The sequence below is a fragment of the Streptomyces sp. 2P-4 genome (assembly GCF_030167965.1).
GTDB classification, from domain to species: domain Bacteria; phylum Actinomycetota; class Actinomycetes; order Streptomycetales; family Streptomycetaceae; genus Streptomyces; species Streptomyces globosus_A.
On record NZ_CP095011.1, the window covers coordinates 6,723,479 to 6,742,372 of the forward strand.

Genomic DNA, 18,894 nt, shown 5'->3' on the forward strand with positions numbered 1-18,894 from the left:
CACCCCTTGCCGCCGGGTGCGGGGCCGCTACGCCGACGGCCCCCAGGCCGTCGTCAGACCCTCCAGCCACGCCGGCGGCAGCTCCGCGGCGTCCCATTCCCCCCGCAGTGCCGCCGGCTCCGTCAGCAGGCGCTCCAGCACGGCGACGCTGGTGGGGGAGTGCAGCAGCGAGTACCGCCCGTGGATGGCGATCGGGCTGCCCGGGCCGTACTGCGCGTACATCCGCTCAAGCCGCGCCCGGTGCTCCGCGGCGAACGCGGTCAGGCGCCCCGCGTACCCGGTCCGCTGCCGCGTGGTCATGGTGCCGAGGACGGCCGTCAGGACCGGCTCGGAGACATCCGGGTCGAGGTCGGACTCCGGGGCGAACGACAGGTACAGCGGCAGCACGGCCACCTTCGCCCGCTCCAGCTCCATCCGCCCCGCGGGCGGGCGCGCGTCCAGGGGGTCCCCGGGCGCGTCGGCGCCGACGGCGTCGCGCAGCATCCGCTCGGCGATCCCCCCGAGTGCCCCGGTGACGGTGCGGGCGCCGTCGAGCCAGCCGGACGCGTAGGGCCCGCCCTCTGCCGTCGGGGCGTCCTCCGCCCGCCCCGCGACCTCCGCGGCCGCGACGGCGACCGCCCCGGCCGAGACCAGCCCGATCAGCTCCTCGGCGTCGCCGGGGTGGATACCGGCCCTGCCGAGGAGCCGGACGAGCGTCGTCTTCGCGTTCAGGACGCTGACCGCGTCCAGGTGCAGTGGCCCTTCCCCGGCGGGGTTCATCGGATCCTCCTCGGTCATAGGGGGCGCCGGAGCGAGCTTATGCGGCGGACCGGCGCATTCCGGCACCTGCGGGCACCGGGCTCCCGGCGGCGCGCACCCGCGCCGCACACGGCGCCCGTACGGTCAGAGGCCGGCGACCTTCGCGCCCGCCGACACCTCGTACGCCAGGGTGATGCTGCGGCGGCCGCCCGGCGGGAGGGCGATGTCCCAGCGGGCAATGCCGTCGGCGTCGACCGCGTCCGGGGCCGGGGAGCAGGCCTCCTTGCGCAGGCGCACCTCCACCGCCGAGATCTCCGAGACCGGGATCCGCTCGCGGACGGCGACGGTCCGCTCGCCCTCCTCGCCGGGGGCCGAGAACCGGGACAGGTGCAGCCGCACCGTTCGCGTGACCACCGTCCGCTGCATGATCCCGCCCGTTTCGCGGGACTCGTCGGCCTGCCGCACCACCCGCAGGTCGTCGCAGCTGCCGAAGGCGAGTTCGGCGGTGGCGCCGGGCGCCGTGAACTCCAGGGTGCCCCGGCCGCTGAAACCGCTGCCGCGGACCAGGTCCACCGGCCCGGCCAGCAGGGCGTGCCCGGACCGGTTCGGAACCCGCACCACCTGCGCCACCAGCGGCGACAGCTCGGGCGTGGCCGCGTACTCGGCGGCCGCGTCCGCGGTGAAGGACGACAGCGGCACCCGGTGGGCGCGTCCGTCCGACGGCACCGAGACGGGGCCGGGGGCGGCGAAAACGCGCGTCTCGCCGCCGTCGTCCACGCCCGGCAGGCCCGACACCGGTGCCGGGCCGAGCTCCGCGACCTCCTCCTCGCGCAGCTCGACGTCGACCGTGCGGCGTTCGGCGGCGGTCCGCTCGGTGAGCGCCAGCCGGTCCTCGCCGAGCCGGGGCGGTTCGGTGGCCAGCGCCGACCGGGCCGTCGACAGGGTCAGGCGCACGCCCGACCAGTCCTCCCCGGTGCGCTGCCACACCATGGCGTCGCTCTCCAGCGTCAGCGAGCCGCCGTCGAGCACGGCCCGGTAGACGGGCCGCCACAGCGCGCAGGCCGTGAGGTGGCCGAGCCGCAGCCGGGCCGGCCCGGCCGCCGAGGCCCGGACGGTCACCTCGACGTGCGCCACCAGGTCGGCCGGCTGCCCCTCGGCGGCGGCCAGGCCCCGCCGGACGTCCGCGAGTTCCGCGTCGAGGGCGGCCAGCCGCGCCTGCGCGGTGCGCAGCTGCTCGCCGTACGTGTCGCGTTCGGCGTCGAGCCGGTCCAGTTCCCGCGCCCAGCGGTCCGGGTCGCTCTCGCCGGCGCCGGCGCTTTCGCGGATCTCCCGCAGCAGCCGGTCGGCGAGCCTGCCGAGCAGGCCGAGGCGGACGTCCAGCCGGTCCCGCCGGTGCTGCACCGAGACCTGCTCCGCTTCGAGGGCGTGCAGGTGCTGCCGCAGTGCCGAGTCGTCGGCGGACGGCAGCGGCCCGCGGGGCGTCCACGTACGGACGATCCGCACGTCCAGGACGGCGGCCGGCAGGCCGGCGTCCAGCTCGGCGTGCAGGGTGCGGTCGACGGCCAGCGCGCTGACCGGCCCGAGGCGGAGGCGCTGCACCCCGGCTTCGAGGTCGAGGACTGCGGTGCGCTCGACGTGGGCGCGGTCCTCCAGGCAGGTGACGGCGGTGACCGGAAGGGCGATCGGCTCCCCGGCCGCGGCGGGGGAGGCGGTGCGCGAGGTGGCGCGGGGCGTGTCGTGTGGCATGGCGTGTGTCAGCTCCTGCGGTTGCCGCCGACGAGGGCCTTTGCGGCCGGGATGCGGATCTCGAAGCGGCCCTCCAGCGCGGTGGCGCCGCCGGCGGGCAGCTCCACCCGCCAGATGCGGGTGCCCGGAGCATGGTGCTCCGGTCCGGCGCCGGCCTCGGGGGCCGTCCAGTCGGCCCGCTCCTCGATCCGGACGTCCGCGTCGGAGGTGACCGGCACCCGCTCGCGGACCTCGACGGTGACGGGCCGGGAGAGCCGGTTCGCCAGCTCCACGTGGACGCGGTGGTCCAGGACGGTGGTACCGCCCCGCAGCCCGGCCGCCGACTCGTGCAGGTTCGTGCGCCGCGCGACCCGGACGCCCTCGGCGGGGCCGAGGCCCAGCCGGGAGACGGCGCCCGGCGCGAGCGTCGGCAGCGCGGCGGTCAGCAGGAACTCGTCGTCGACGGTGACCTCCACCGGCCCCGCCAGCAGCGCCTGGCCGGTGGCGTTGGAGAGCACCAGCGTCGCGTACACGGTCTGCTCGACCGACGGCACGCAGAGGTACTCGGTGCGCAGCCCCAGCGGGACCTCGCCGACGGTGACGGTGTGCCAGGTGCCGTCGGAGGGGACGTCGGCGCGGGCGGCGGCGTCGAAGCGGTGGTCGAACGAGCCGGCCGACTCGCGGGGCCGTACGGCGTGCCCGGGCAGCGGCAGCGCGGCCACCGCCTCGGCGCGCCGGCGGTGCTCGGCGCCCACCGGGTCCGAGGGGGCGCCGGGAAACAGGCGGCCCCGGCGGGCGGCCTGGTCCTCGGGACCGGCGAGGACGAGGGCGCGGTAGTCGAGTTCGGCGCCGCTCGGCCGCGGCGGGCCGACCGGCGCGGGCGGTGCGGCGGGTGCGCCCGGCGGAAGTCCGCCCGGGGCCGCCGGGGCCCGCTGCGTGACCGCCGCGCGGCCGGCCGCGCCGGGACCTGCGGCGCGAACCCGGGGCCCCGCCGCCGAAGCCGGGCGGAGCGGGCGCGGCCGGGGCGGCCAGGGCAGCCGGGGCGGGCATCGCGGGCGGCGGCGCCCCGTACGCCTGCGGCGCCGGCTGCACCGGCATCGCGGGCGGCGGCAGCGGGGGTACGGGGTCGGCGGCCGCGCCGGGCCGCGGAGCCGCGGGTGCGGGGGCTGGCGGGCCCGGCCGTGGGCCCGCGCCCGCGTACCCGGCGAACAGGTCGGCGAGCCCCGCCGGCGGCTCGCGCCAGCCGGACGGGGCAGGGGCGGGCTGGCGGCGCCCGATCCGGACCGAGTGGAGCCTGGGCAGGTCGGTGCGGCGCCGCAGGTCCGAGGTGGCCAGGGCGATGCGTACGCCGTTCCAGTCCTCGCCGGTGCGCTGGGCGACCGAGGCGCGCAGCACCAGCCGGCCCGTGTCGTCGCCCTGCCGGTGGGCGAGGCGGTACGCGGGCACCCAGACCGCGCCCGGAACCCCGTACTCCACCTCCAGTTCGACCTCGGAGCCGGCGTCCTCCCCGGTGTCCGTCCCGGGCGCGCCGGTGCCGGCCAGGGTGAGGACCGCGCAGACGGTGGTGTCCACGTGCACCTGCGGCGCGTCGCCGGAGGCGCGGGCGAGCCGGTCCTCGGCGACGGCCAGCTCGTGCCCGGCGCGCAGCAGTTCCCCCTCCAGCTCCGCCAGCCGCGTCTGGAGGGCGGCCAGCCGCCGGTCCACGAAGTCGGCGAGCTCCAGCCACGCCTCGACGGGCGTCCGGCGCGGCGCGTCCTCGCGGGGGCGGGCCGGCGGCGCCGGGTGCAGGCCGCCTGCCTCCTCGATCAGCGTCAGCTGCCGGTCCCGGCGGGCCTGCACCGCCGCATACCGGTCGCGCAGCCGCTCGACCTCGCTCCGCAACCCGTGCGGCGCGCGCGGGCCGGAAGGCTCGGCCTCGACCTCGACCCGCGCCTCCACGACGCGGACGCCGGGCGAGCCGAGGACACGGGCCCGCAGCGAGCCGGGATCCAGGGAGCGCGGCAGGCCCGTCACCCGCAGCCGTCCGTCCGGCGGTACGGTGCCGCGGGCGAGCCGGCGGCACAGTGCGCCCTGTGCGTACACCACGACGGAATCCAGGGCCGATTCCCACCGTGCAGTCCGAGCCGTCATGCGTGCTGCCCCCCGACGTGCGTCCGTGCTGAGCGAAGCCTACCCACCTGCGTACGGGCGCCCGCGGCGGTGCCGCTCACCTGCCGCCCGTGAAGGCGCCGGCCGGTACGGAGAGCTCGTGCCCGGTGGAGAACCGGACGCGCACCTCCGACTCCGTCCACGTCGCGGACCGGATGCCCTCCGCGCCCAGGTAGGTGTCGATGTGCAGCCAGTGCCCGTACGACGCATCGGGCTGCCTGCCGATCACCATCCGGTACGAGTCGTCACCGGACAGGTCGCGGAGGTGCTCCATCCGCAGGAAGTACCGGGAGCCGTCGTAGGGCAGAGACGCGGGGGAGGCGCTGCGGTACGCCACCTCGGTCCGCGGCCACGACGCTGCCGTCAGCACGGCGGTGCTCAGCACGACGCCGGCCGCGACGCCCAGCAGCAGCATGCCGATTCCGCGCCGGCGGCGGCCGCCCGCGCCGCCCGCGCCGCCGGCGTCCGGGCCGGGGGTGTACGAAGTGCTGATGGCGTTCCTCCGGGTACCGCGCCGCTCCGCCCCCGCTCGGACGGAAGCCGGCTCTGCGGGAAGGACGCGGAACCGGGCCGATCGGTTGTCACCGGCGGTCGGGGGCCGTGCCGGTGAATCCTTTTCGGCGGACGGCTCCTCTTGTACACGTGCCGACAGCCGTCGGGACGGGGAAGCCGGAGGAAGAACATGATCGTGGGAATGGCAGTGGCCGTAGGAGCGGTGCTCGTGTGCGCGTGCGTGTACGCGGTCTCGCGCAAGCGGGGGCGGACGCGTGGCTGAGTACGCATGGCCCGGCGAGCAGTTGGTCGCAGGCGCCCGGCGCGGCGACGTCGACTCGCTCACGGCCCTGGTGTCGGGATCGCACCCGAACGTGCAGCGGTTCGCCCGCTCCCTGTGCGCCACACCCGAGGACGCGCAGGACGCCGCCCAGGAAGCGCTGATCATCCTGTACCGGAAGATCGGGACGCTCCGCGCGTCCGGCGCCCTCGCGTCGTGGATGTTCCGCATCGTCCGCAACGAGTGCCTGCGGCGCGCCCGGACGATCGGACGGGACACCGCAACCCTGCGGGACGAGGCCCGGCCCTCCGCCGAGGAGGAGGCCCTCCGACGGCTGGAGGCGGGCCGGGTGGCGGCGGCGATCGCCGCGCTGCCCGCGGAGCAGCGGCAGGTGCTGGTCATGCGGGACGTGCAGGGGCTGAGCGGGCGGATGGTCGCAGACGCGCTCGGGATCGGCACGGCGGCGATGAAGTCGCGGCTCCACCGGGCCCGGGCAGCGGTCCGGAGCCGGCTCGGGGACGGGGACGGGGACGGCGTACCGGCGGGAGGCGGACGGTGAGGACGGCAGCGACCGGGAAGGACGGCGGGCCCGACTACGCGAGCGCGTCCCTGCCCCGGCACCTGGCCCGCGGCGCGGTGGGCTTCGGCTCCCTGATCGGCGGGACGGGCCTGGCGTTCACCGTCGGCCCGGTGGCCCTGCTGCTCCTGCCGGTGGGGCTGGTGGCGCTCCGGGGGTGCCCGGTGTGCTGGACGATCGGCCTCGTGCAGACCGTCTCGCGGGGACGCCTCCGGCGCTCCTGCGAGAACGGCCGCTGCACCCTCACCGTCCCGGCCCGCCCCTCCTGACGGCGCCGGCGCGGCGCCCCGTACGGGGTCGGGCGCCGCGCCGGCAGCCGCTACCCCGGCGGGCAGGGCGGGGCCGGAGCCGGAGCCGGGGGAGGGGGTCAGGACCGGGACGTGATGTGGTCGAGGACGGCGGTGAACTCCGCCGTCGGGGAGAAGTCCACGTACTCGCAGTCCTCCAGGGCCACGGGGGCGTGCCCGGGAGGCCAGTGGAACGCCTGGCCCGCCTCGTAGACCTCCTCGCCGTCCTTCGTCACCATCTTCAGGCGGCCCTTGAGCATGTAGCCCCAGTGGGGACAGGGGCACAGGTCGTCGGGCATGCCCTGCAGCGCCGGGCGGAGGTCCGCCCCCGCAGGCAGCCGTACGAAGGCGACGGACAGGTCGCCGCCGGCCGGCTGGGTGCGGAGTTCGACGCCGTCGCCTTCGACCGCCACCGGTGTGTCGCCCCGTGTGATCGCCGTCATGGCTGCCTCGCTTCCCATGTCCGCAGGGGTGTCCCCCGCTTCCAGCGTGGCCGCGGCGGCCGGAGCGCGCCAGGCGGGCGCCGGCGCGGCCGGTGCGCGGTGCAGCGGGTGCCGCGGCGGCGGGGGCGGGGGATGCTGGTTCCGGGCGGTGCCGGGCCGCCCCCCGTCTCCGGACGGTGGCCGTGCGGGAGCGGGTGGTCGCCCGTGTGGGGTGACGGAGAGGCGTACGAGCCGTACATCGGCCGGTGGAGCCGGTGCGTGGCAGGGGAGTTCGTACGCCGGCTGTCCGTTCCGGCCGGGGCGGTGTGGTGGGACGTCGGCTGCGGTACCGGCGCCGTCACCCGCGCCGTCCTGGAGGCGGCGGACCCCGGCCGGGTCGTGGGCGCCGACCCGTCGGAGAGCTATCTGCGGTACGCGCGGCGGACCGTCGGAGACCCGCGGGCCGGCTTCGTGCGCGCCGACGCCCGCCGGCTGCCCGCGCCGGACGGTGCGGCGGGCGCCGCGGTCAGCGGACTGGTCCTCAACTTCGTGCCCGAACCGGCCCGTGCTGTCGCCGAGATGCTCCGGGTGGTGCACCCCGGGGGCGTGGCCGCGGTGTACGTGTGGGACTACACGCAGGGCGGGATGGAGCTCCTGCGGCACTTCTGGGACGCCGCGGCGGAGGTGGACGCGGGCGCCGGGCCGCTGGACGAGGGCGCCCGCTTCCCGCTGTGCGCGCCCGAACCGCTGCGGCTGCTGCTGCGCGGCTCCGGGCTGGCCGGCGTCACCGTCGGCGAGATCGTGGTTCGGACCCGCTTCCGGGACTTCGCGGACTACTGGGAGCCGTTCCGGGGCGGCCAGGGGCCGGCACCCGCGTACCTGGCCTCCCTGCCGCAGGCGCGGCGCGACCTCCTGCAGGAGCGGCTGAGGGCGTCCCTGCCCGCCGCGGCCGACGGGTCGATCACCCTGTCCGCCCGGGCGTGGACGGCCCAGGGCAGGCGCCCGTCCCGGTGAGGGGGAACCAGGCGCCCGGAGCGGCTGGCTGCGGTGCGGGCCCGCCGCCGCGACCGGAAGCAGCGCGGTGCACGCCGGGGAGGGAAGCTCAGTCCGCGGCGGCCGGCACGAACGAGAACAGCTCGACGGACCCGGTCAGCTCCAGCAGCCGCAGCAGCTGGTGGCTCGGCGCCGCGAGCCGCATGGCGTGCCCGCCGGCCCAGGCCCTCTCCCGGGCCGCCAGCAGGACGGTGAGGCCCGAGGAGTCGCAGAACGAGGAGTGGCGGAGGTCGACCACCACGTCCGCGCGGTCAGGCGCCCGGGAGATGGCCGTGTCGAGCGCCGTGCGGAACTCCGCGGCGTGGTCGAGGTCCATCTCGCCGCTCACACGCACCACGCACCGTGCTCCGGCCGAGGGCGGGGCCGCGGGATCCGCAGTGCGCTCCTCGTCGACAGCCATGGCGCACCTCCTCGTACGCCCGGCACCTGCCCCGCGAACCGCCCGCCATGCCCCGCGCGCCCGCGCCCGCTGCGCCGGCCTGCCCGCCGAGTTCCACAGGGCCGACGCCACCGCCTTCCTCGCGGGCACGGAGCGCCGCCGGAACGCGGTCGTGTCCCGGTTCGGCGCCGTGTGGTTCCACGACCCCCGCCGCCTGCTCCCCCTCGTCCGCGACCGGCTGGGCCCCGGCGGCCTGCTCGCCTTCAGCCACGCGCCCGCCCTGCCCGGCTGCTACGGCCCGCAGGGCACGCACCCCGGCGGACTGCGCGGGCGGCCCCTCGCGGTGCGCCGCTGGTCCTACACCCCGCGCAGGTGGACAGGCCTCCTGCGGGCCGCCGGGTTCGAGCGCGTCGACGCCGCGGTGCTCCCCGCCCCCGACCCCGCCGGCCTCGGCACCCTCATGGTCCGCGCCTGGCTCCCCGCAGCCCCGTAGCACCGTTGCCGCGCCGCTCACGTGTGCAGGTGCGGCTTCGGGACGTATGCCGCCGCGACCGCCAGCAGGATGCCCGCCGCCACGAGCAGCAGCCCCGACACCGGCCAGCCGGCGTGGACCCACAGCGCGCCGGCGAGCCCGCCCGCGAACATCGCGCCCACGGAGGCGGCCCGGCGCGCGGTCGCCGCCGTGCCGCGGGCGAGGAAGGAGTCGCGGCCCAGCAGGGACCCGGCGAGCAGGGCGGTCATGGCGCGGGTGACCAGCGTCGTCGGCAGGTCGGGGACCTGGAGGCGCAGGCTGGTCACGTTGCGGATGCCCATGGCGGCCGACAGCACGCCGATCGCGGCGAGATGCCGGCCCGTGGGCGCTTGGTGGACCGGCGGCACCCCCCACACGGCGACGGCGGCCGCCCCGACGAGGACCGCCTCCGCGACGAGCGAGAGGATGAACCAGCGGTGCCGGCCGGCCTCCAGCCGGGTCTCCAGCCGGGCGCCGCCCACGGCCCCCGCGGTGAACGCCCCCAGCGACACCGCGGGCGCCACCACCGACAGGCCGCCCTCGCCGACCAGGCCGAACGCGAAGAAGAGGACGTTCCCCGTCTGCATGGCCGTGAACACCGGCCCCAGCGCGAGCAGGCTCACCGCCTCCACCAGCCCGGTCGTCAGGGTGAGCACCGCCATGAACGGGGCCAGCACTGACGCGGTCTTCGGCTCCACAGCCCCTCCCGGGTCCCCCGGGCCCGACGCGCGGCCCGACGCCACCAGTCTCCGCCGCCGCGCCCGGCCGCGGACGCCGCAACGCCGTCGCCGCGCGCGTCGTCCGGTCGGGGCGCATCCCGGCGCGCCGCGGCGCGCTTCCCGACGGCGGCCGCAGGGGGCGGTCCACGCTCGGACGGACCGCGGCCCGGACGGCCGCGGGGCGGACCCCGGACGGGCGCCCGCAGGCTCGGCACGGGAGGTCGGCACATGGCGGGTCCCCACCCCGGCCCCGCGCACGGGGCGCCGCGGTGACGGCGCGTCGGCTCCGCGGCGCCTGCCGCGCCCACCTCGTGGCGGCCCTGGCCGGCTGCCTGGTGGGCCTGGTCGGCGGGGCGTTCCGGTGGTGCCTGCAACGGGCCGACGCGCTGCGCGGCCGCCTGCTGGAGACCGCCGCCGGGCTCGGCGGCGGTCTCGGATGGCTGGTGCCCGTCGCGCTCACAGCCGCGGGGGCGGCCCTCGCCTGCGCCATCGCCCGGCGCGTTCCGCACGCGGCGGGCAGCGGCATCCAGCACGTCGAGGCGGTCTGGCGCGGGGAGAGCGAGGCCCCCACATGGCGGCTGCTCCCCGCCAAGTTCGCCGGCGGCGTCGTCGCGATCGGCTCCGGGCTCGTCCTGGGACGGGAGGGCCCGGCGGTGCACATGGGAGCCGCGATCGGAGCCGAGGCGGGCCGGCGCACCGGCCTGGGCGCCGACGACATCCGGCTGCTGCACACCTCGCTCGCCGGCGCCGGACTCGCCGTGGCGTTCGCCGCGCCACTCGGGGGCCTGCTGTTTGTCTGCGAGGAGGTCACCCGGTCCGTGCGGCCGCGGCTCGTGCTGATGACCCTCGTCGGCACGGCTGCCGCCGCAGCCGTCTCCGCGCTGATCGCCGGCGGCGCGCCGATCTTCCCCTTCCCCGACGCGCCCGCCCCGCCCGTGTGGCTGCTGCCCGTCTTCATGCTGTTCGGCGCCACCGCCGGGCTGCTGGGAGCCGCGTACGGGGGCCTCGTCATCGGCAGCCTGGCCCTGTCCGACCGGCTCGCCGCCCGGGTGCCCGCCACCGCCCGCGCGGCCCTGATCGGGGCCGTGGTCGGACTGCTGATGGCGGTCGACCCGCTGTTCGCCGGCGGGGGCGACCCGCTCGGCGAACGGCTCCTGGCCGGCTGGAGCCCGGCCGTCGGCGTCCTCGCCGCCTACCTGGCCGTGCGCTTCGCCGCAGGACCGCTCAGCTACGCCGCCGGAACGCCCGGCGGGCTGTTCGCCCCGCTCCTGGCCGTCGGTGCGCTGTGGGGCGCCCTCGCGCACGCCGCCGCGGGGCCGCTGCTGCCGGGCCAGGCAGCCGGGTCCGGGGCGTTCGCCGTGGTCGGCATGGCCGCCCTGTTCGCCGCCGTCGTACGGGCGCCCGCAACGGGCATCGTCCTGGTCGTGGAGATGACCGGCGCCACCTCGCTCGTCCTGCCGCTGCTGGCCGCGTGCTTCGCCGCCGCACTCACCGCGGACCGGCTGGGCAGCGAACCGGTCTACGACCGCCTGCGGCGCCGCATGCAGGAGCGTCCCTGACCGCACAACTCCCTCGCGCCGACGGCCCGTGGCGGGTGATCATGCGTGCATGAGCGAGCAGACCGAGCGGTGGACCAAGGCGACCGTGTACCCCGACATGTGGGCCGATCCCGCCGAAGACCCCCGCAACAACGAGTCCGCAGCGGACGGCGAACTCGCCACGCTGCTGGACTTCCTGGCGAACTACCGCCTCACCCTGCGCATGAAGTGCGAGGGCCTCGACCCCGGCCGGCTCGCCCGGCGCTCGGTGCCGCCCTCGACGATGTCCCTGCTCGGCCTGATACGGCACCTCGCCGAGGCCGAGCGCGACTGGCACAACTGGATCACCGAGGGGGAGCCGCTGCCCCGTCTGTACGGCGCGAAGGACGCGGACTTCGAAGGGGCGGTCGCCGAGCAGCCGGTGGTGGACGCCGCGTACGCCGACCTCGCCCGCGAGCAGGCCGCGACCGACGCCGAACTGGCCCGCCACGCCGATCTCGGCGCGCGGGTCGGCCGCGAGCGGGTCGCGGTACGGGAGCTGATGGTGCACAGGATCGAGGAGTACGCCCGCCACTGCGGCCACGCGGACCTGCTGCGCGAGTGCATCGACGGGAGGGTCGGCCAGTAGCCGCGGCGTGGGCGGGCCGCCCCGACGGCCGGCACGGCACGTCCGCGCGGTCAGCCGGGACGGTTCCCGGACGGCGGGCGGCCGGCCGCGCCGCACGGGGCGGGGCCCGCTCCGGCCGCCGCGCCCGTCAGGAGCAGGAGGGTGTCGACGAGGTCCTCCGCCGGTGAGCCGGTGGCCAGTCTCCGCAGCTGCTGCCCGAAGACCAGGGCCACCACCGCGCCGGCCAGGCGATCGGGGTCCGGCAGGCCGAGCCGCCGGAGGATGCCGCGGGCGAGCGAGTCGTACGCGGCGAAGCACTCCGCGGCGGCGGCCCGGAGCCGCTCGTCGCGCCCCGCCTGGATGTACAGCTCGAACGGCGCGATGTGCCTGCTGTCGAAGGCGGTTCCGCCCGCCACCGTCTCCACCATCTCGGCCGCGCCCGGGATGTCCAGGCCGTCTGCGCGGGCGCAGTTCTCGGCCAGCTCGGTGAAGTGCTGCGTCTCCTGGGCGACGAAGTGCAGCAGGCTCTCCCGCAGCAGTTCGTGCTGGGTCGTGAAGTGGTAGGTGACCGAGCCCAGCGACACCTGCGCCTCCTTCGCGATCCGCCGGTTGCTCAGCGCGGCGATGCCCTCCGCGCCGATGATCCGAAGGACGGCGTCGATGATGCGCTGGCGGGTGTCGGCTGCCTTCTCCATGCGCGCCATGGTCGCATCCGGCGGAAACCGCCCCGCGGGCCGGGTGCATCGGCAACCGATCCACGCGATGGCATGGACACGTTCGGTCGGGCTGCTCTATGGTCCCGTTCGTTCGAACGAACAAGGGGAGAGGGCGACCACGGATGCGATTCGACGGATCGACGGTTCTGCTGACCGGAGCCACCGGCGGCCTCGGGACGGAGCTCGCCGGAGCGCTCGCCGGCAAGGGTGCCTCCCTCGTGCTCACCGGCCGCAGGAAGGACGCGCTGCAGGCCGTCGCCGACCGGTTCGCAGCCCGCGCCGTCGTCGCCGACCTGGCCGACCCCGCCGACGTGGAGCGCCTCGCCGAGGAGTGCGGCGACGTCGACGTCCTCGTCGCGAACGCCGCCCTCCCCTCCAGCGGCGACGTACTCGACTACACCCCGGCCCAGGTGGAACGCGCCCTCGCCGTGAACCTGCACGCGCCCGTCCTCCTCGCCCGGCTCCTCGCGCCGCGCATGGTCCGGGCCCGCCGCGGCCACATCGCGTTCGTCGGCTCCATCTCCGGCAAGGCGGCCACCAGGTCCTCCGCGCTCTACAGCGCGACGAAGTTCGGGCTGCGCGGCTTCGCCCTCGCCTTCCGCCAGGACCTGCACGGTACGGGCGTCGGCGTGTCCCTCGTCCAGCCCGGATTCGTCCGCGACGCCGGCATGTTCGCCGCGACGGGCGCCAAGCCGCCGGCCGGGATGCGCACGGTCTCCCCGGCGCAGGTATGCGACGGCCTCGTCCGCGCCGTCGAGCGGAACCTGTGCGAAGTCAACGTCGCCCCGGCCGAGTTGAAGCTGCTGAGCGCGATCGCCGGGCAGTTCCCCGCCTTCGCCGAAAGGGTGCAGGGCCGCATGGGTGTCGAGCGCACCCTCAACGACATCGTGACCGCCCAGCGCGACGCCCGCTGACCCCGACCCCACTCGCCGGATCCGCGTCACCCCTCCTCCGCCGGAGAACGGAAAGGCGACCCGATGGACGGCACCTCCCCCGCCCCGCGGCACACCGCGCCGCCGCCGGCACGGGGCCGGGCCGCCGGGACCTCCTGCGCCTCGACACCCTCCTGGCCGCCGGCGGACTCGCCGCCGCGGTCCCCGCGGCCCTCGCCCGGGCCGACACCGCCACCGGGCGCGGCGGGGAGGTGGGCGTCCCGTCAGCGGGGCGCCGGGGCCAGGAGCGAGACCACGAGGGCGCGGGCGCGGGCCGTGTCCAGGCCGTCCGGCCGGAACAGGATGCGGTACACCAGTGGTGCGACGACGCGGTCGATGACCGCTTCTGTGTCCGGTGCCCGCTCGCCCCGGGCGGCCGCCCGTTCGAGGATGACGCCGATGTGCCCGGCGGCGTAGGCCGAGCACTGGCCGGCGTTGCCGCCGTCCGGGTCGCCGAGCAGCGCGTCGCGGACGTAGGCGCGGCCGGCGGGGGAGGACATCTCGTCGAGGAACTGCTCTGCCCAGGCCGTCAGGTCGGCGGCCAGCGTGCCGTGGTCGGCCGGGGCGGTGTCGGGCCGGAGGCGCTCCACGGCCACGTCCGACAGCAGCTCCTGCAGGTCGCCCCAGCGGCGGTAGACCGTCGAGGGGGTGACACCGGCACGCTGGGCGATCAGCGGGACCGTGAGGGCGTCCCGGCCCACCTCGGCGGTGAGTTCGCGCACCGCGGCGTGCACGGACGCCTGGACCCGCGCGCTGCGCCCGCCCGGACGCACCATCTGCCTGCTCACACGCACCACCTTAAGGCAAAGGCGTGGCTTTTTCCGGCGGGGTGCCCGGCCGGGTGCCGGGGCTACGCGGCGTGTGCCGGGCGGTCGGCCTCGCGGGCCTGCTCGTACGCGTGCCCGACGCGCAGGAGTACCTCCTCGCCCAGCGGCCGCCCCAGCAGCTGCATGCCGACGGGCAGGCCGGAGGCGTCGCGTCCGACGGGCACGGTGAGAGCGGGGAAGCCGGTGATGTTGGCGGGGGAGGAGAGGCGCACGTAGGCGTCCGAGACGGCCTCCGTGGTGCCGTCGGACCAGGTGACGCACTCCTGCCCCGCCCGCACCGCGGTCGTCGGGACGGCGGGCGCGGCGACGAGGTGGACGCCCCGGAGCAGGCGGGACCACTCCCGCCGCATGAGGGTGCGGGCGCGCTGCGCGCGCAGGTAGTCGCCGGCCGGCATGAGCGCGCCGGCCTCCAGCAGGACGCGGACGTCGTCCTGGTACAGCTCGGGCACGGTGCGCAGGGTGCGTTCGTGGTACGCGGTGGCCTCGGGCACCATCAGGCCCCACTGGACGGCCTGGATGTGGCGGGCCATGGGGATGTCGACGCCGACGAGGCGGGCGCCGAGCCCGCGGAGGCCGTCGATGGCCCGCCGGACGGCGGCCTCGACGTCCGCGTCGACGCGGTCGAAGTAGTAGGTGCGCGGCACGCCGATCCGCAGCCCCGCGAGCCCGGTGCCGGCGGGCGGCCGGCGGTCGGCGGCGAGCGGTGCGGCGATCGAGGCGGGGTCGCGCGGGTCGTGGCCTGCCAGCGCGTCGAGGACGAGGCCGGCGTCCCGGACGGTACGGGTGATCGGGCCGACGTGGTCGAGGGACCAGGACAGGGACGTCACGCCGTGGCGGGGGACGAGGCCGTGCGTCGGCTTGAGGCCGACGACGCCGTTCAGGGCGGCGGGCACCCGGATCGAGCCGCCGGTGTCGGTTCCGACGGCGAAGGTCGCGGAGCCGGCCGCCACGGCGACCGCGGACCCGCCGCTGGACCCGCCTGCGATCCGGCCGGGGTCCACGGCGTTCCGGGTCTGCGGGGTGGTGAGGCCGTACGCGAACTCGTGGGTGTGGGTCTTGCCGAGCAGGACGGCGCCCGCCGCCGCCAGGCGTGCGGCGACCGTGCTGTCGGCCCGGGCGCGGTGACCGGTGCGCACCCGGGAGCCGGCCGAAGTCGGCACGCCGGCCACGTCGATGAGGTCCTTCAGGCCCATCGGGATGCCGTGCAGCGGGCCGCGGCGGCGGCCGGCCGCGATCTCGCGTGCCGCGGTGCGGGCGTCGGCCCGGGCGCGCTCGGCGGTGACCGCGGCGTACGCGTTCAGGCGCGGCTCCGTGAGTTCGAGGCGCCGGAGGACGGAGTCCGTCAGCTCGACGGGGGAGAGGCGGCGGGTGCGGATGGCCTCCGCCGCCTCCGCGAGGCTCAGTTCACACGGCTGCATCGGGGGCCTCCTGGTGTGCGCGGTAGGCGAAGGCAGGCGGGGTGTCCGCGAAGTCGAGCTCCCGCAGGACGACGACGACGGAGTGGATGTGGCGGGCCGCCGCGGCTGCGGCGGCCCGGCGGCCGGGGGGCAGGGGGAGCCCGGCGCGGGCGGCCCACAAGGCCGCCTGTGCAGCCGTCGGTTCGGGGTCGGTGTCCGGCATGGATTCCTCTCACGCAAAAGCCAAGAGTTTGCATTTGGACTCTAAGGCCGTACGGTGGCCAAACGCAAACGGATTGCGTTTAGCGTCAAGAGGCCCGTCCATGACCGCCGTTGCAGGGCCCGCACCGCGCCGAGGAGACGAACAACCGTGAGCACCACCACCGGACCGGCCTGGACCGTCGGCGACGACATCACCGTCCACCGCATCGACGAAACGCCCCTGCCGCCCGCCACCGGGCCGTGGCTGCTGCCTGCCGCCACCCCCGAGGTCGTCGCCGGCGAGGACTGGCTGCGCCCCCACTTCGCGGACGGCGCGGGCGTCCTGCACCTCGACAGCCACAGCTTCGCGTTCACCGCAGGCGGGCTGCGCGTCCTCGTCGACACCGGCATCGGCAACGGCAAGCAGCGGGCCAACCCCGCCTGGCACGACCTGGACACCGGCTACCTGGAGCGCCTCACCGCGGCCGGCTACCCGCCGGAAGCCGTCGACCTGGTCCTCCTCACCCACCTCCACGCCGACCACGTCGGCTGGAACACCCGCAAGCAGAACGGAAGGTGGATCCCGACCTTCCCCCACGCCCGCTACGTCGCCTCCCGCACGGAACGGGAGTTCTGGGCCGGACACGCCATGGACGAAGCCCGCCGCCGGATGTTCCTCGACTCGGTGGTCCCGGTGGAGGAGGCGGGCCTGCTCGACCTCGTCGACGTCCCGGCAGGGGGCGTCGGCATCACGCCGCAGGTGAGACTCCTGCCCACTCCGGGCCACACCCCCGGACACACGGCCGTCGAGGTGGCCGGCCGCGGCGGTACGGCGGTGATCACCGGCGACTGCATCCACCACCCCGTCCAGGTGGCCCGCCCCGGCATCGGTTCGTGCGCCGACATCGACCCCGAGCTCGCCGAAGCCACCCGGCGCGAACTCCTGGCCTCACTGGCCGGCACCGACACCCTGCTGCTGGGAACGCACTTCGCGCCGCCCACCGCCGGGCGCGTCGTCCGCCGGGGGGACTCCTACCGCCTCACCCCGGTCCCGGCCGGCCGGTGACGGCCGAAGGCCGGCGGCGGTCAGGGGCGCTCCCGGGTCTCCTCGACGACCGGCACGACCGCCGAGACGCGCCGCCGCCGCAGGACGCTCGCGTACACCGCCAGACCCAGAATGCCGGTGCCCATCATGAGCAGTCCGACGACGTCCAGGTTGACGCCCTCCATCTTCCAGTCGCTTGCGAAGGTGAGGATCGCCCCCACCAGGATCAGTGCGATGCAGCCGCCTATGCCGCGCATGGGGTGCTCCTCCGCGTTCGGGCGAGGTGGTTGGACCGGCACACCGGCCGCCGCGGCGACCCGCGGGAACGAGACGATGTGCCGAACGGACTTCACAGCCCCGCTCCTGCCCCCGAACCGCCTCCCGATGCAGGCAGGTCCGCGCACTTCAGTCCCCGGCACCGCCACGCAGCCGCCCGGCGTACCGGCGCACCCGCGCCACGTCCTCGGGAAACCACCCGGTCCATCCCCGCCGCAGCGATGTCCACGCCACGGCCTGCCCGTCCTCGGCGACGAGCGGGACCGCCCCGTCCACGACCGCCGCATACGACAGCCCCAGACACGCCGGCGCGCCCGCACGGTAGGAACGGACGGTGGCCGCAGCCGGTTCCGCCAACAGCCTCGCCCGCACGCCCGTCTCCTCGAACAGCTCACGCCGCGCCGCCTCCCTCGGTGTCTCGCCGGGCTCGACGCGACCGCCCGGCGCCACCCAGCCGCGCCACGGGTGACGGACCAGCAGGACACGGCTGAGGGAGTCGTCGAAAACCCACACCTCCGCCGCGAGAGGCACCGCGAACCCGCGGTCGGCGGACTCCGGCAGCGCGTCGGCTCCGTCGAAGACCGAAGCCGCCGACATGACATCGGCCGCCACGGCCTCGGCGACCCTCCGGCCGAGCAGCCCGCACCAGGCGGTCCCGGCCCGTGGCCGGTCCGGGGACGGCATTGCGCCGGGGTGATGGTCACTCATGACAGGCAGCCTGCCGCACGGGTGTGACAGCGCGGACCGGGACACCGGGCCGGGATCAGGCCCGTTCCAGGCCCTCGGCCATCTGCCGCCCTGCGACGGCCGGTTCGTGCCCCGCGCGTGCCGCGTCCTCCGCCAGGCCGGCGGCGGGGGTCCGGCCCGCGGACCTTGCCGTCGAGTGTGCTCCAAGTCCTAGACTGGCGCCGCTTCCACCCACCCCCACCTGCGACGGAGCACCGGCATGCGCTACCGCGTCCTCGGCAAGACCGGCATCGAGGTCAGCACCCACTGCCTCGGCACGATGATGTTCGGGGGCGTCGGCAACCCCGACCACGAAGACGCCGCCCGCATCATCCACACCGCCCTCGACGCAGGCGTCAACTTCGTCGACACCGCCGACATGTACTCGGCCGGCGAGAGCGAGGAGATCGTCGGCAAGGCCCTCAAGGGAAGGCGCGACGACGTCGTCCTCGCCACGAAGGTGCACTTCCCGCTCGGCGAGGGCCGCAACCGCAGCGGGAACTCCCGCCGCTGGATCCTGAAGGCCGTCGAGGACAGTCTCCGGCGCCTGGACACCGACTGGATCGACCTCTACCAGGTGCACCGCCCCGACCACACCACCGACATCGAGGAGACGCTGTCCGTCCTCGGCGACCTGGTGACGGCCGGCAGGATCCGGGCGTTCGGCTGCTCCGCGTTCCCCGCGGAGGACCTCGTCGAGGCCCACCATGTCGCCGAGCGGCGCGGGCTGATGCGGATGCGCACCGAGCAGCCCCCGTACTCGATCCTCGCGCGCGGCGTCGAGCGGGCCGTGCTGCCGACCGCGCAGCGCCTCGGCATGGGCGTCCTGACGTGGTCGCCGCTCGCGTCCGGGTTCCTCTCCGGGGCCGTCCGGCAGGGCCGGCCCGTGGACCTCACCACCGGCCGGGCCGCGCGCACCCCGCACCGCTTCGACCCCGCCCTCCCGGGCAACGCCGCCAAGTTCGAGGCGGTCGAGGAACTCGTCGCCCTGGCCGGGGAGATCGGCTGCACCCTCCCGGAGCTGGCCGTCGCGTTCCCGCTCGTCCACCCGGCCGTCACCTCGGTGATCATCGGCCCGCGCACCATGGACCAGCTGACCTCCCTGCTCAAGGGGGCCGACCTGCTGCTCGACGACGCGGCCCTCGACCGCATCGACGCGATCGTGGCGCCCGGCACCGACCTCTACCGGGCCGACGGCGTCTGGCAGCCGCCGTCGCTGACCGACACCGCGGCGCGCAGGCGCCCGCCCGCGGACCGCCCGGCAGCCGCCTGACGCCTGACGCCTGCCCGGGCACCCG

The 18,894-nt window shown here is 76.5% G+C and carries 22 protein-coding genes and 1 pseudogene; 9 read left to right on the forward strand and 14 right to left on the reverse strand.

Going from position 1 to position 18,894, the window contains the following annotated elements:
* Positions 1-27: 27 nt before the first annotated feature.
* The 5 genes and pseudogenes from MUK52_RS30055 to MUK52_RS30075 form a co-directional block, all read right to left on the reverse strand.
* Positions 28-759 carry a hypothetical protein gene (locus MUK52_RS30055; protein WP_284581518.1) on the reverse strand — a complete coding sequence of 244 codons (732 nt, stop codon included), beginning with the start codon at positions 757-759 and terminating at the stop codon, positions 28-30.
* Positions 760-882: 123 nt separating this feature from the next.
* Positions 883-2,484, reverse strand: coding sequence for a mucoidy inhibitor MuiA family protein (locus MUK52_RS30060; RefSeq protein ID WP_114056024.1), 1,602 nt, complete (start codon positions 2,482-2,484; stop codon positions 883-885).
* 8 nt (positions 2,485-2,492) lie between these two features.
* On the reverse strand, positions 2,493-3,218 hold the full coding sequence (locus MUK52_RS33335; RefSeq protein ID WP_502963638.1) for a DUF4139 domain-containing protein: 726 nt from the start codon (positions 3,216-3,218) through the stop codon (positions 2,493-2,495).
* 568 nt (positions 3,219-3,786) lie between these two features.
* Positions 3,787-4,593: pseudogene (locus tag MUK52_RS30070) on the reverse strand (DUF4140 domain-containing protein); the annotation flags it as partial.
* A 76-nt stretch (positions 4,594-4,669) separates the two neighbouring features.
* Complete coding sequence (locus MUK52_RS30075) at positions 4,670-5,026, reverse strand: hypothetical protein (protein ID WP_114056022.1); 357 nt, start codon at positions 5,024-5,026, stop codon at positions 4,670-4,672.
* A 352-nt stretch (positions 5,027-5,378) separates the two neighbouring features.
* Here MUK52_RS30075 and MUK52_RS30080 point away from each other — a divergent pair, with 352 nt between their 5' ends.
* Positions 5,379-5,942 carry an RNA polymerase sigma factor gene (locus MUK52_RS30080; protein ID WP_284581519.1) on the forward strand — a complete coding sequence of 188 codons (564 nt, stop codon included), beginning with the start codon at positions 5,379-5,381 and terminating at the stop codon, positions 5,940-5,942.
* Positions 5,939-6,229, forward strand: coding sequence for a hypothetical protein (locus tag MUK52_RS30085; RefSeq protein WP_114056020.1), 291 nt, complete (start codon positions 5,939-5,941; stop codon positions 6,227-6,229). The genes MUK52_RS30080 and MUK52_RS30085 overlap by 4 nt, the downstream gene beginning before the upstream one ends.
* Before the next feature lie 98 nt (positions 6,230-6,327).
* On the opposite strand, the gene MUK52_RS30090 is transcribed toward MUK52_RS30085, so the two are convergent.
* Positions 6,328-6,690 (reverse strand): cupin domain-containing protein, encoded by a 363-nt coding sequence (locus MUK52_RS30090; protein ID WP_114056019.1) that lies wholly within the window; start codon positions 6,688-6,690, stop codon positions 6,328-6,330.
* A 258-nt stretch (positions 6,691-6,948) separates the two neighbouring features.
* Here MUK52_RS30090 and MUK52_RS30095 point away from each other — a divergent pair, with 258 nt between their 5' ends.
* A complete protein-coding gene (locus MUK52_RS30095; protein WP_284581520.1) occupies positions 6,949-7,683 on the forward strand; it encodes a class I SAM-dependent methyltransferase in 735 nt (244 codons plus the stop codon).
* Positions 7,684-7,771: 88 nt separating this feature from the next.
* Here the strand turns inward: MUK52_RS30095 and MUK52_RS30100 are convergent, their stop codons facing one another.
* Positions 7,772-8,122, reverse strand: a complete 351-nt coding sequence (locus tag MUK52_RS30100) for an STAS domain-containing protein (RefSeq protein WP_284581521.1) — start codon at positions 8,120-8,122, stop codon at positions 7,772-7,774.
* Between MUK52_RS30100 and MUK52_RS30105 the strand changes: the two genes are divergently transcribed.
* The gene (locus MUK52_RS30105; RefSeq protein ID WP_284581522.1) at positions 8,121-8,594 is read left to right on the forward strand and encodes a class I SAM-dependent methyltransferase; all 474 of its coding nucleotides are present in this window, start codon (positions 8,121-8,123) and stop codon (positions 8,592-8,594) included. The two genes, MUK52_RS30100 and MUK52_RS30105, sit on opposite strands and share 2 nt — an antisense overlap.
* 17 nt (positions 8,595-8,611) lie before the next feature.
* On the opposite strand, the gene MUK52_RS30110 is transcribed toward MUK52_RS30105, so the two are convergent.
* A complete protein-coding gene (locus MUK52_RS30110) occupies positions 8,612-9,310 on the reverse strand; it encodes a YoaK family protein (RefSeq protein ID WP_246042577.1) in 699 nt (232 codons plus the stop codon).
* Between the two features lie 290 nt (positions 9,311-9,600).
* On the opposite strand from MUK52_RS30110, the gene MUK52_RS30115 reads away from it, so the two are divergent.
* Both MUK52_RS30115 and MUK52_RS30120 read left to right on the forward strand, forming a co-directional pair.
* On the forward strand, positions 9,601-10,890 hold the full coding sequence (locus MUK52_RS30115; RefSeq protein ID WP_284581523.1) for a chloride channel protein: 1,290 nt from the start codon (positions 9,601-9,603) through the stop codon (positions 10,888-10,890).
* A 49-nt stretch (positions 10,891-10,939) separates the two neighbouring features.
* Positions 10,940-11,497, forward strand: coding sequence for a DinB family protein (locus MUK52_RS30120; RefSeq protein WP_114056014.1), 558 nt, complete (start codon positions 10,940-10,942; stop codon positions 11,495-11,497).
* Between the two features lie 50 nt (positions 11,498-11,547).
* On the opposite strand, the gene MUK52_RS30125 is transcribed toward MUK52_RS30120, so the two are convergent.
* Positions 11,548-12,171, reverse strand: a complete 624-nt coding sequence (locus tag MUK52_RS30125) for a TetR/AcrR family transcriptional regulator (protein WP_284581524.1) — start codon at positions 12,169-12,171, stop codon at positions 11,548-11,550.
* A 143-nt stretch (positions 12,172-12,314) separates the two neighbouring features.
* Between MUK52_RS30125 and MUK52_RS30130 the strand changes: the two genes are divergently transcribed.
* Positions 12,315-13,106: an SDR family NAD(P)-dependent oxidoreductase gene (locus tag MUK52_RS30130; protein WP_284581525.1), complete on the forward strand. Its 792-nt coding sequence runs from the start codon at positions 12,315-12,317 to the stop codon at positions 13,104-13,106.
* 242 nt (positions 13,107-13,348) lie between these two features.
* Here MUK52_RS30130 and MUK52_RS30135 read toward each other — a convergent pair whose 3' ends face one another.
* The 3 genes from MUK52_RS30135 to MUK52_RS30145 form a co-directional block, all read right to left on the reverse strand.
* Positions 13,349-13,900 carry a TetR/AcrR family transcriptional regulator gene (locus MUK52_RS30135; protein ID WP_114056012.1) on the reverse strand — a complete coding sequence of 184 codons (552 nt, stop codon included), beginning with the start codon at positions 13,898-13,900 and terminating at the stop codon, positions 13,349-13,351.
* Between the two features lie 74 nt (positions 13,901-13,974).
* Complete coding sequence (locus MUK52_RS30140; RefSeq protein WP_284581526.1) at positions 13,975-15,369, reverse strand: amidase; 1,395 nt, start codon at positions 15,367-15,369, stop codon at positions 13,975-13,977.
* Positions 15,356-15,571 (reverse strand): hypothetical protein, encoded by a 216-nt coding sequence (locus MUK52_RS30145; protein ID WP_114056010.1) that lies wholly within the window; start codon positions 15,569-15,571, stop codon positions 15,356-15,358. Before MUK52_RS30145 ends, MUK52_RS30140 begins: the two co-directional genes overlap by 14 nt.
* A gap of 147 nt (positions 15,572-15,718) precedes the next feature.
* Here MUK52_RS30145 and MUK52_RS30150 point away from each other — a divergent pair, with 147 nt between their 5' ends.
* Complete coding sequence (locus MUK52_RS30150) at positions 15,719-16,615, forward strand: MBL fold metallo-hydrolase (RefSeq protein ID WP_114056009.1); 897 nt, start codon at positions 15,719-15,721, stop codon at positions 16,613-16,615.
* A gap of 20 nt (positions 16,616-16,635) precedes the next feature.
* Here the strand turns inward: MUK52_RS30150 and MUK52_RS30155 are convergent, their stop codons facing one another.
* Positions 16,636-16,851: a hypothetical protein gene (locus MUK52_RS30155; protein ID WP_114056008.1), complete on the reverse strand. Its 216-nt coding sequence runs from the start codon at positions 16,849-16,851 to the stop codon at positions 16,636-16,638.
* Positions 16,852-16,999: 148 nt separating this feature from the next.
* Positions 17,000-17,578, reverse strand: a complete 579-nt coding sequence (locus MUK52_RS30160) for an NUDIX domain-containing protein (RefSeq protein WP_246042576.1) — start codon at positions 17,576-17,578, stop codon at positions 17,000-17,002.
* 238 nt (positions 17,579-17,816) lie between these two features.
* Here MUK52_RS30160 and MUK52_RS30165 point away from each other — a divergent pair, with 238 nt between their 5' ends.
* A complete protein-coding gene (locus tag MUK52_RS30165; protein ID WP_114056006.1) occupies positions 17,817-18,869 on the forward strand; it encodes an aldo/keto reductase in 1,053 nt (350 codons plus the stop codon).
* Positions 18,870-18,894 lie beyond the last annotated feature (25 nt).

Coding starts and splice junctions, on each gene's coding strand:
- MUK52_RS30055 (WP_284581518.1), bottom strand. CDS start 759: ATGAACCCCGCCGGGGAAGGGCCACTGCACCTGGACGCGGTCAGCGTC.
- MUK52_RS30105 (WP_284581522.1), top strand. CDS start 8,121: ATGGCGCACCTCCTCGTACGCCCGGCACCTGCCCCGCGAACCGCCCGC.
- MUK52_RS30130 (WP_284581525.1), top strand. CDS start 12,315: ATGCGATTCGACGGATCGACGGTTCTGCTGACCGGAGCCACCGGCGGC.
- MUK52_RS30160 (WP_246042576.1), bottom strand. CDS start 17,578: ATGAGTGACCATCACCCCGGCGCAATGCCGTCCCCGGACCGGCCACGG.
- MUK52_RS30060 (WP_114056024.1), bottom strand. CDS start 2,484: ATGCCACACGACACGCCCCGCGCCACCTCGCGCACCGCCTCCCCCGCC.
- MUK52_RS30135 (WP_114056012.1), bottom strand. CDS start 13,900: ATGGTGCGTCCGGGCGGGCGCAGCGCGCGGGTCCAGGCGTCCGTGCAC.
- MUK52_RS30165 (WP_114056006.1), top strand. CDS start 17,817: ATGCGCTACCGCGTCCTCGGCAAGACCGGCATCGAGGTCAGCACCCAC.
- MUK52_RS30075 (WP_114056022.1), bottom strand. CDS start 5,026: ATGCTGCTGCTGGGCGTCGCGGCCGGCGTCGTGCTGAGCACCGCCGTG.
- MUK52_RS30145 (WP_114056010.1), bottom strand. CDS start 15,571: ATGCCGGACACCGACCCCGAACCGACGGCTGCACAGGCGGCCTTGTGG.
- MUK52_RS30100 (WP_284581521.1), bottom strand. CDS start 8,122: ATGGCTGTCGACGAGGAGCGCACTGCGGATCCCGCGGCCCCGCCCTCG.
- MUK52_RS30155 (WP_114056008.1), bottom strand. CDS start 16,851: ATGCGCGGCATAGGCGGCTGCATCGCACTGATCCTGGTGGGGGCGATC.
- MUK52_RS30120 (WP_114056014.1), top strand. CDS start 10,940: ATGAGCGAGCAGACCGAGCGGTGGACCAAGGCGACCGTGTACCCCGAC.
- MUK52_RS30140 (WP_284581526.1), bottom strand. CDS start 15,369: ATGCAGCCGTGTGAACTGAGCCTCGCGGAGGCGGCGGAGGCCATCCGC.
- MUK52_RS30090 (WP_114056019.1), bottom strand. CDS start 6,690: ATGACGGCGATCACACGGGGCGACACACCGGTGGCGGTCGAAGGCGAC.
- MUK52_RS30125 (WP_284581524.1), bottom strand. CDS start 12,171: ATGGAGAAGGCAGCCGACACCCGCCAGCGCATCATCGACGCCGTCCTT.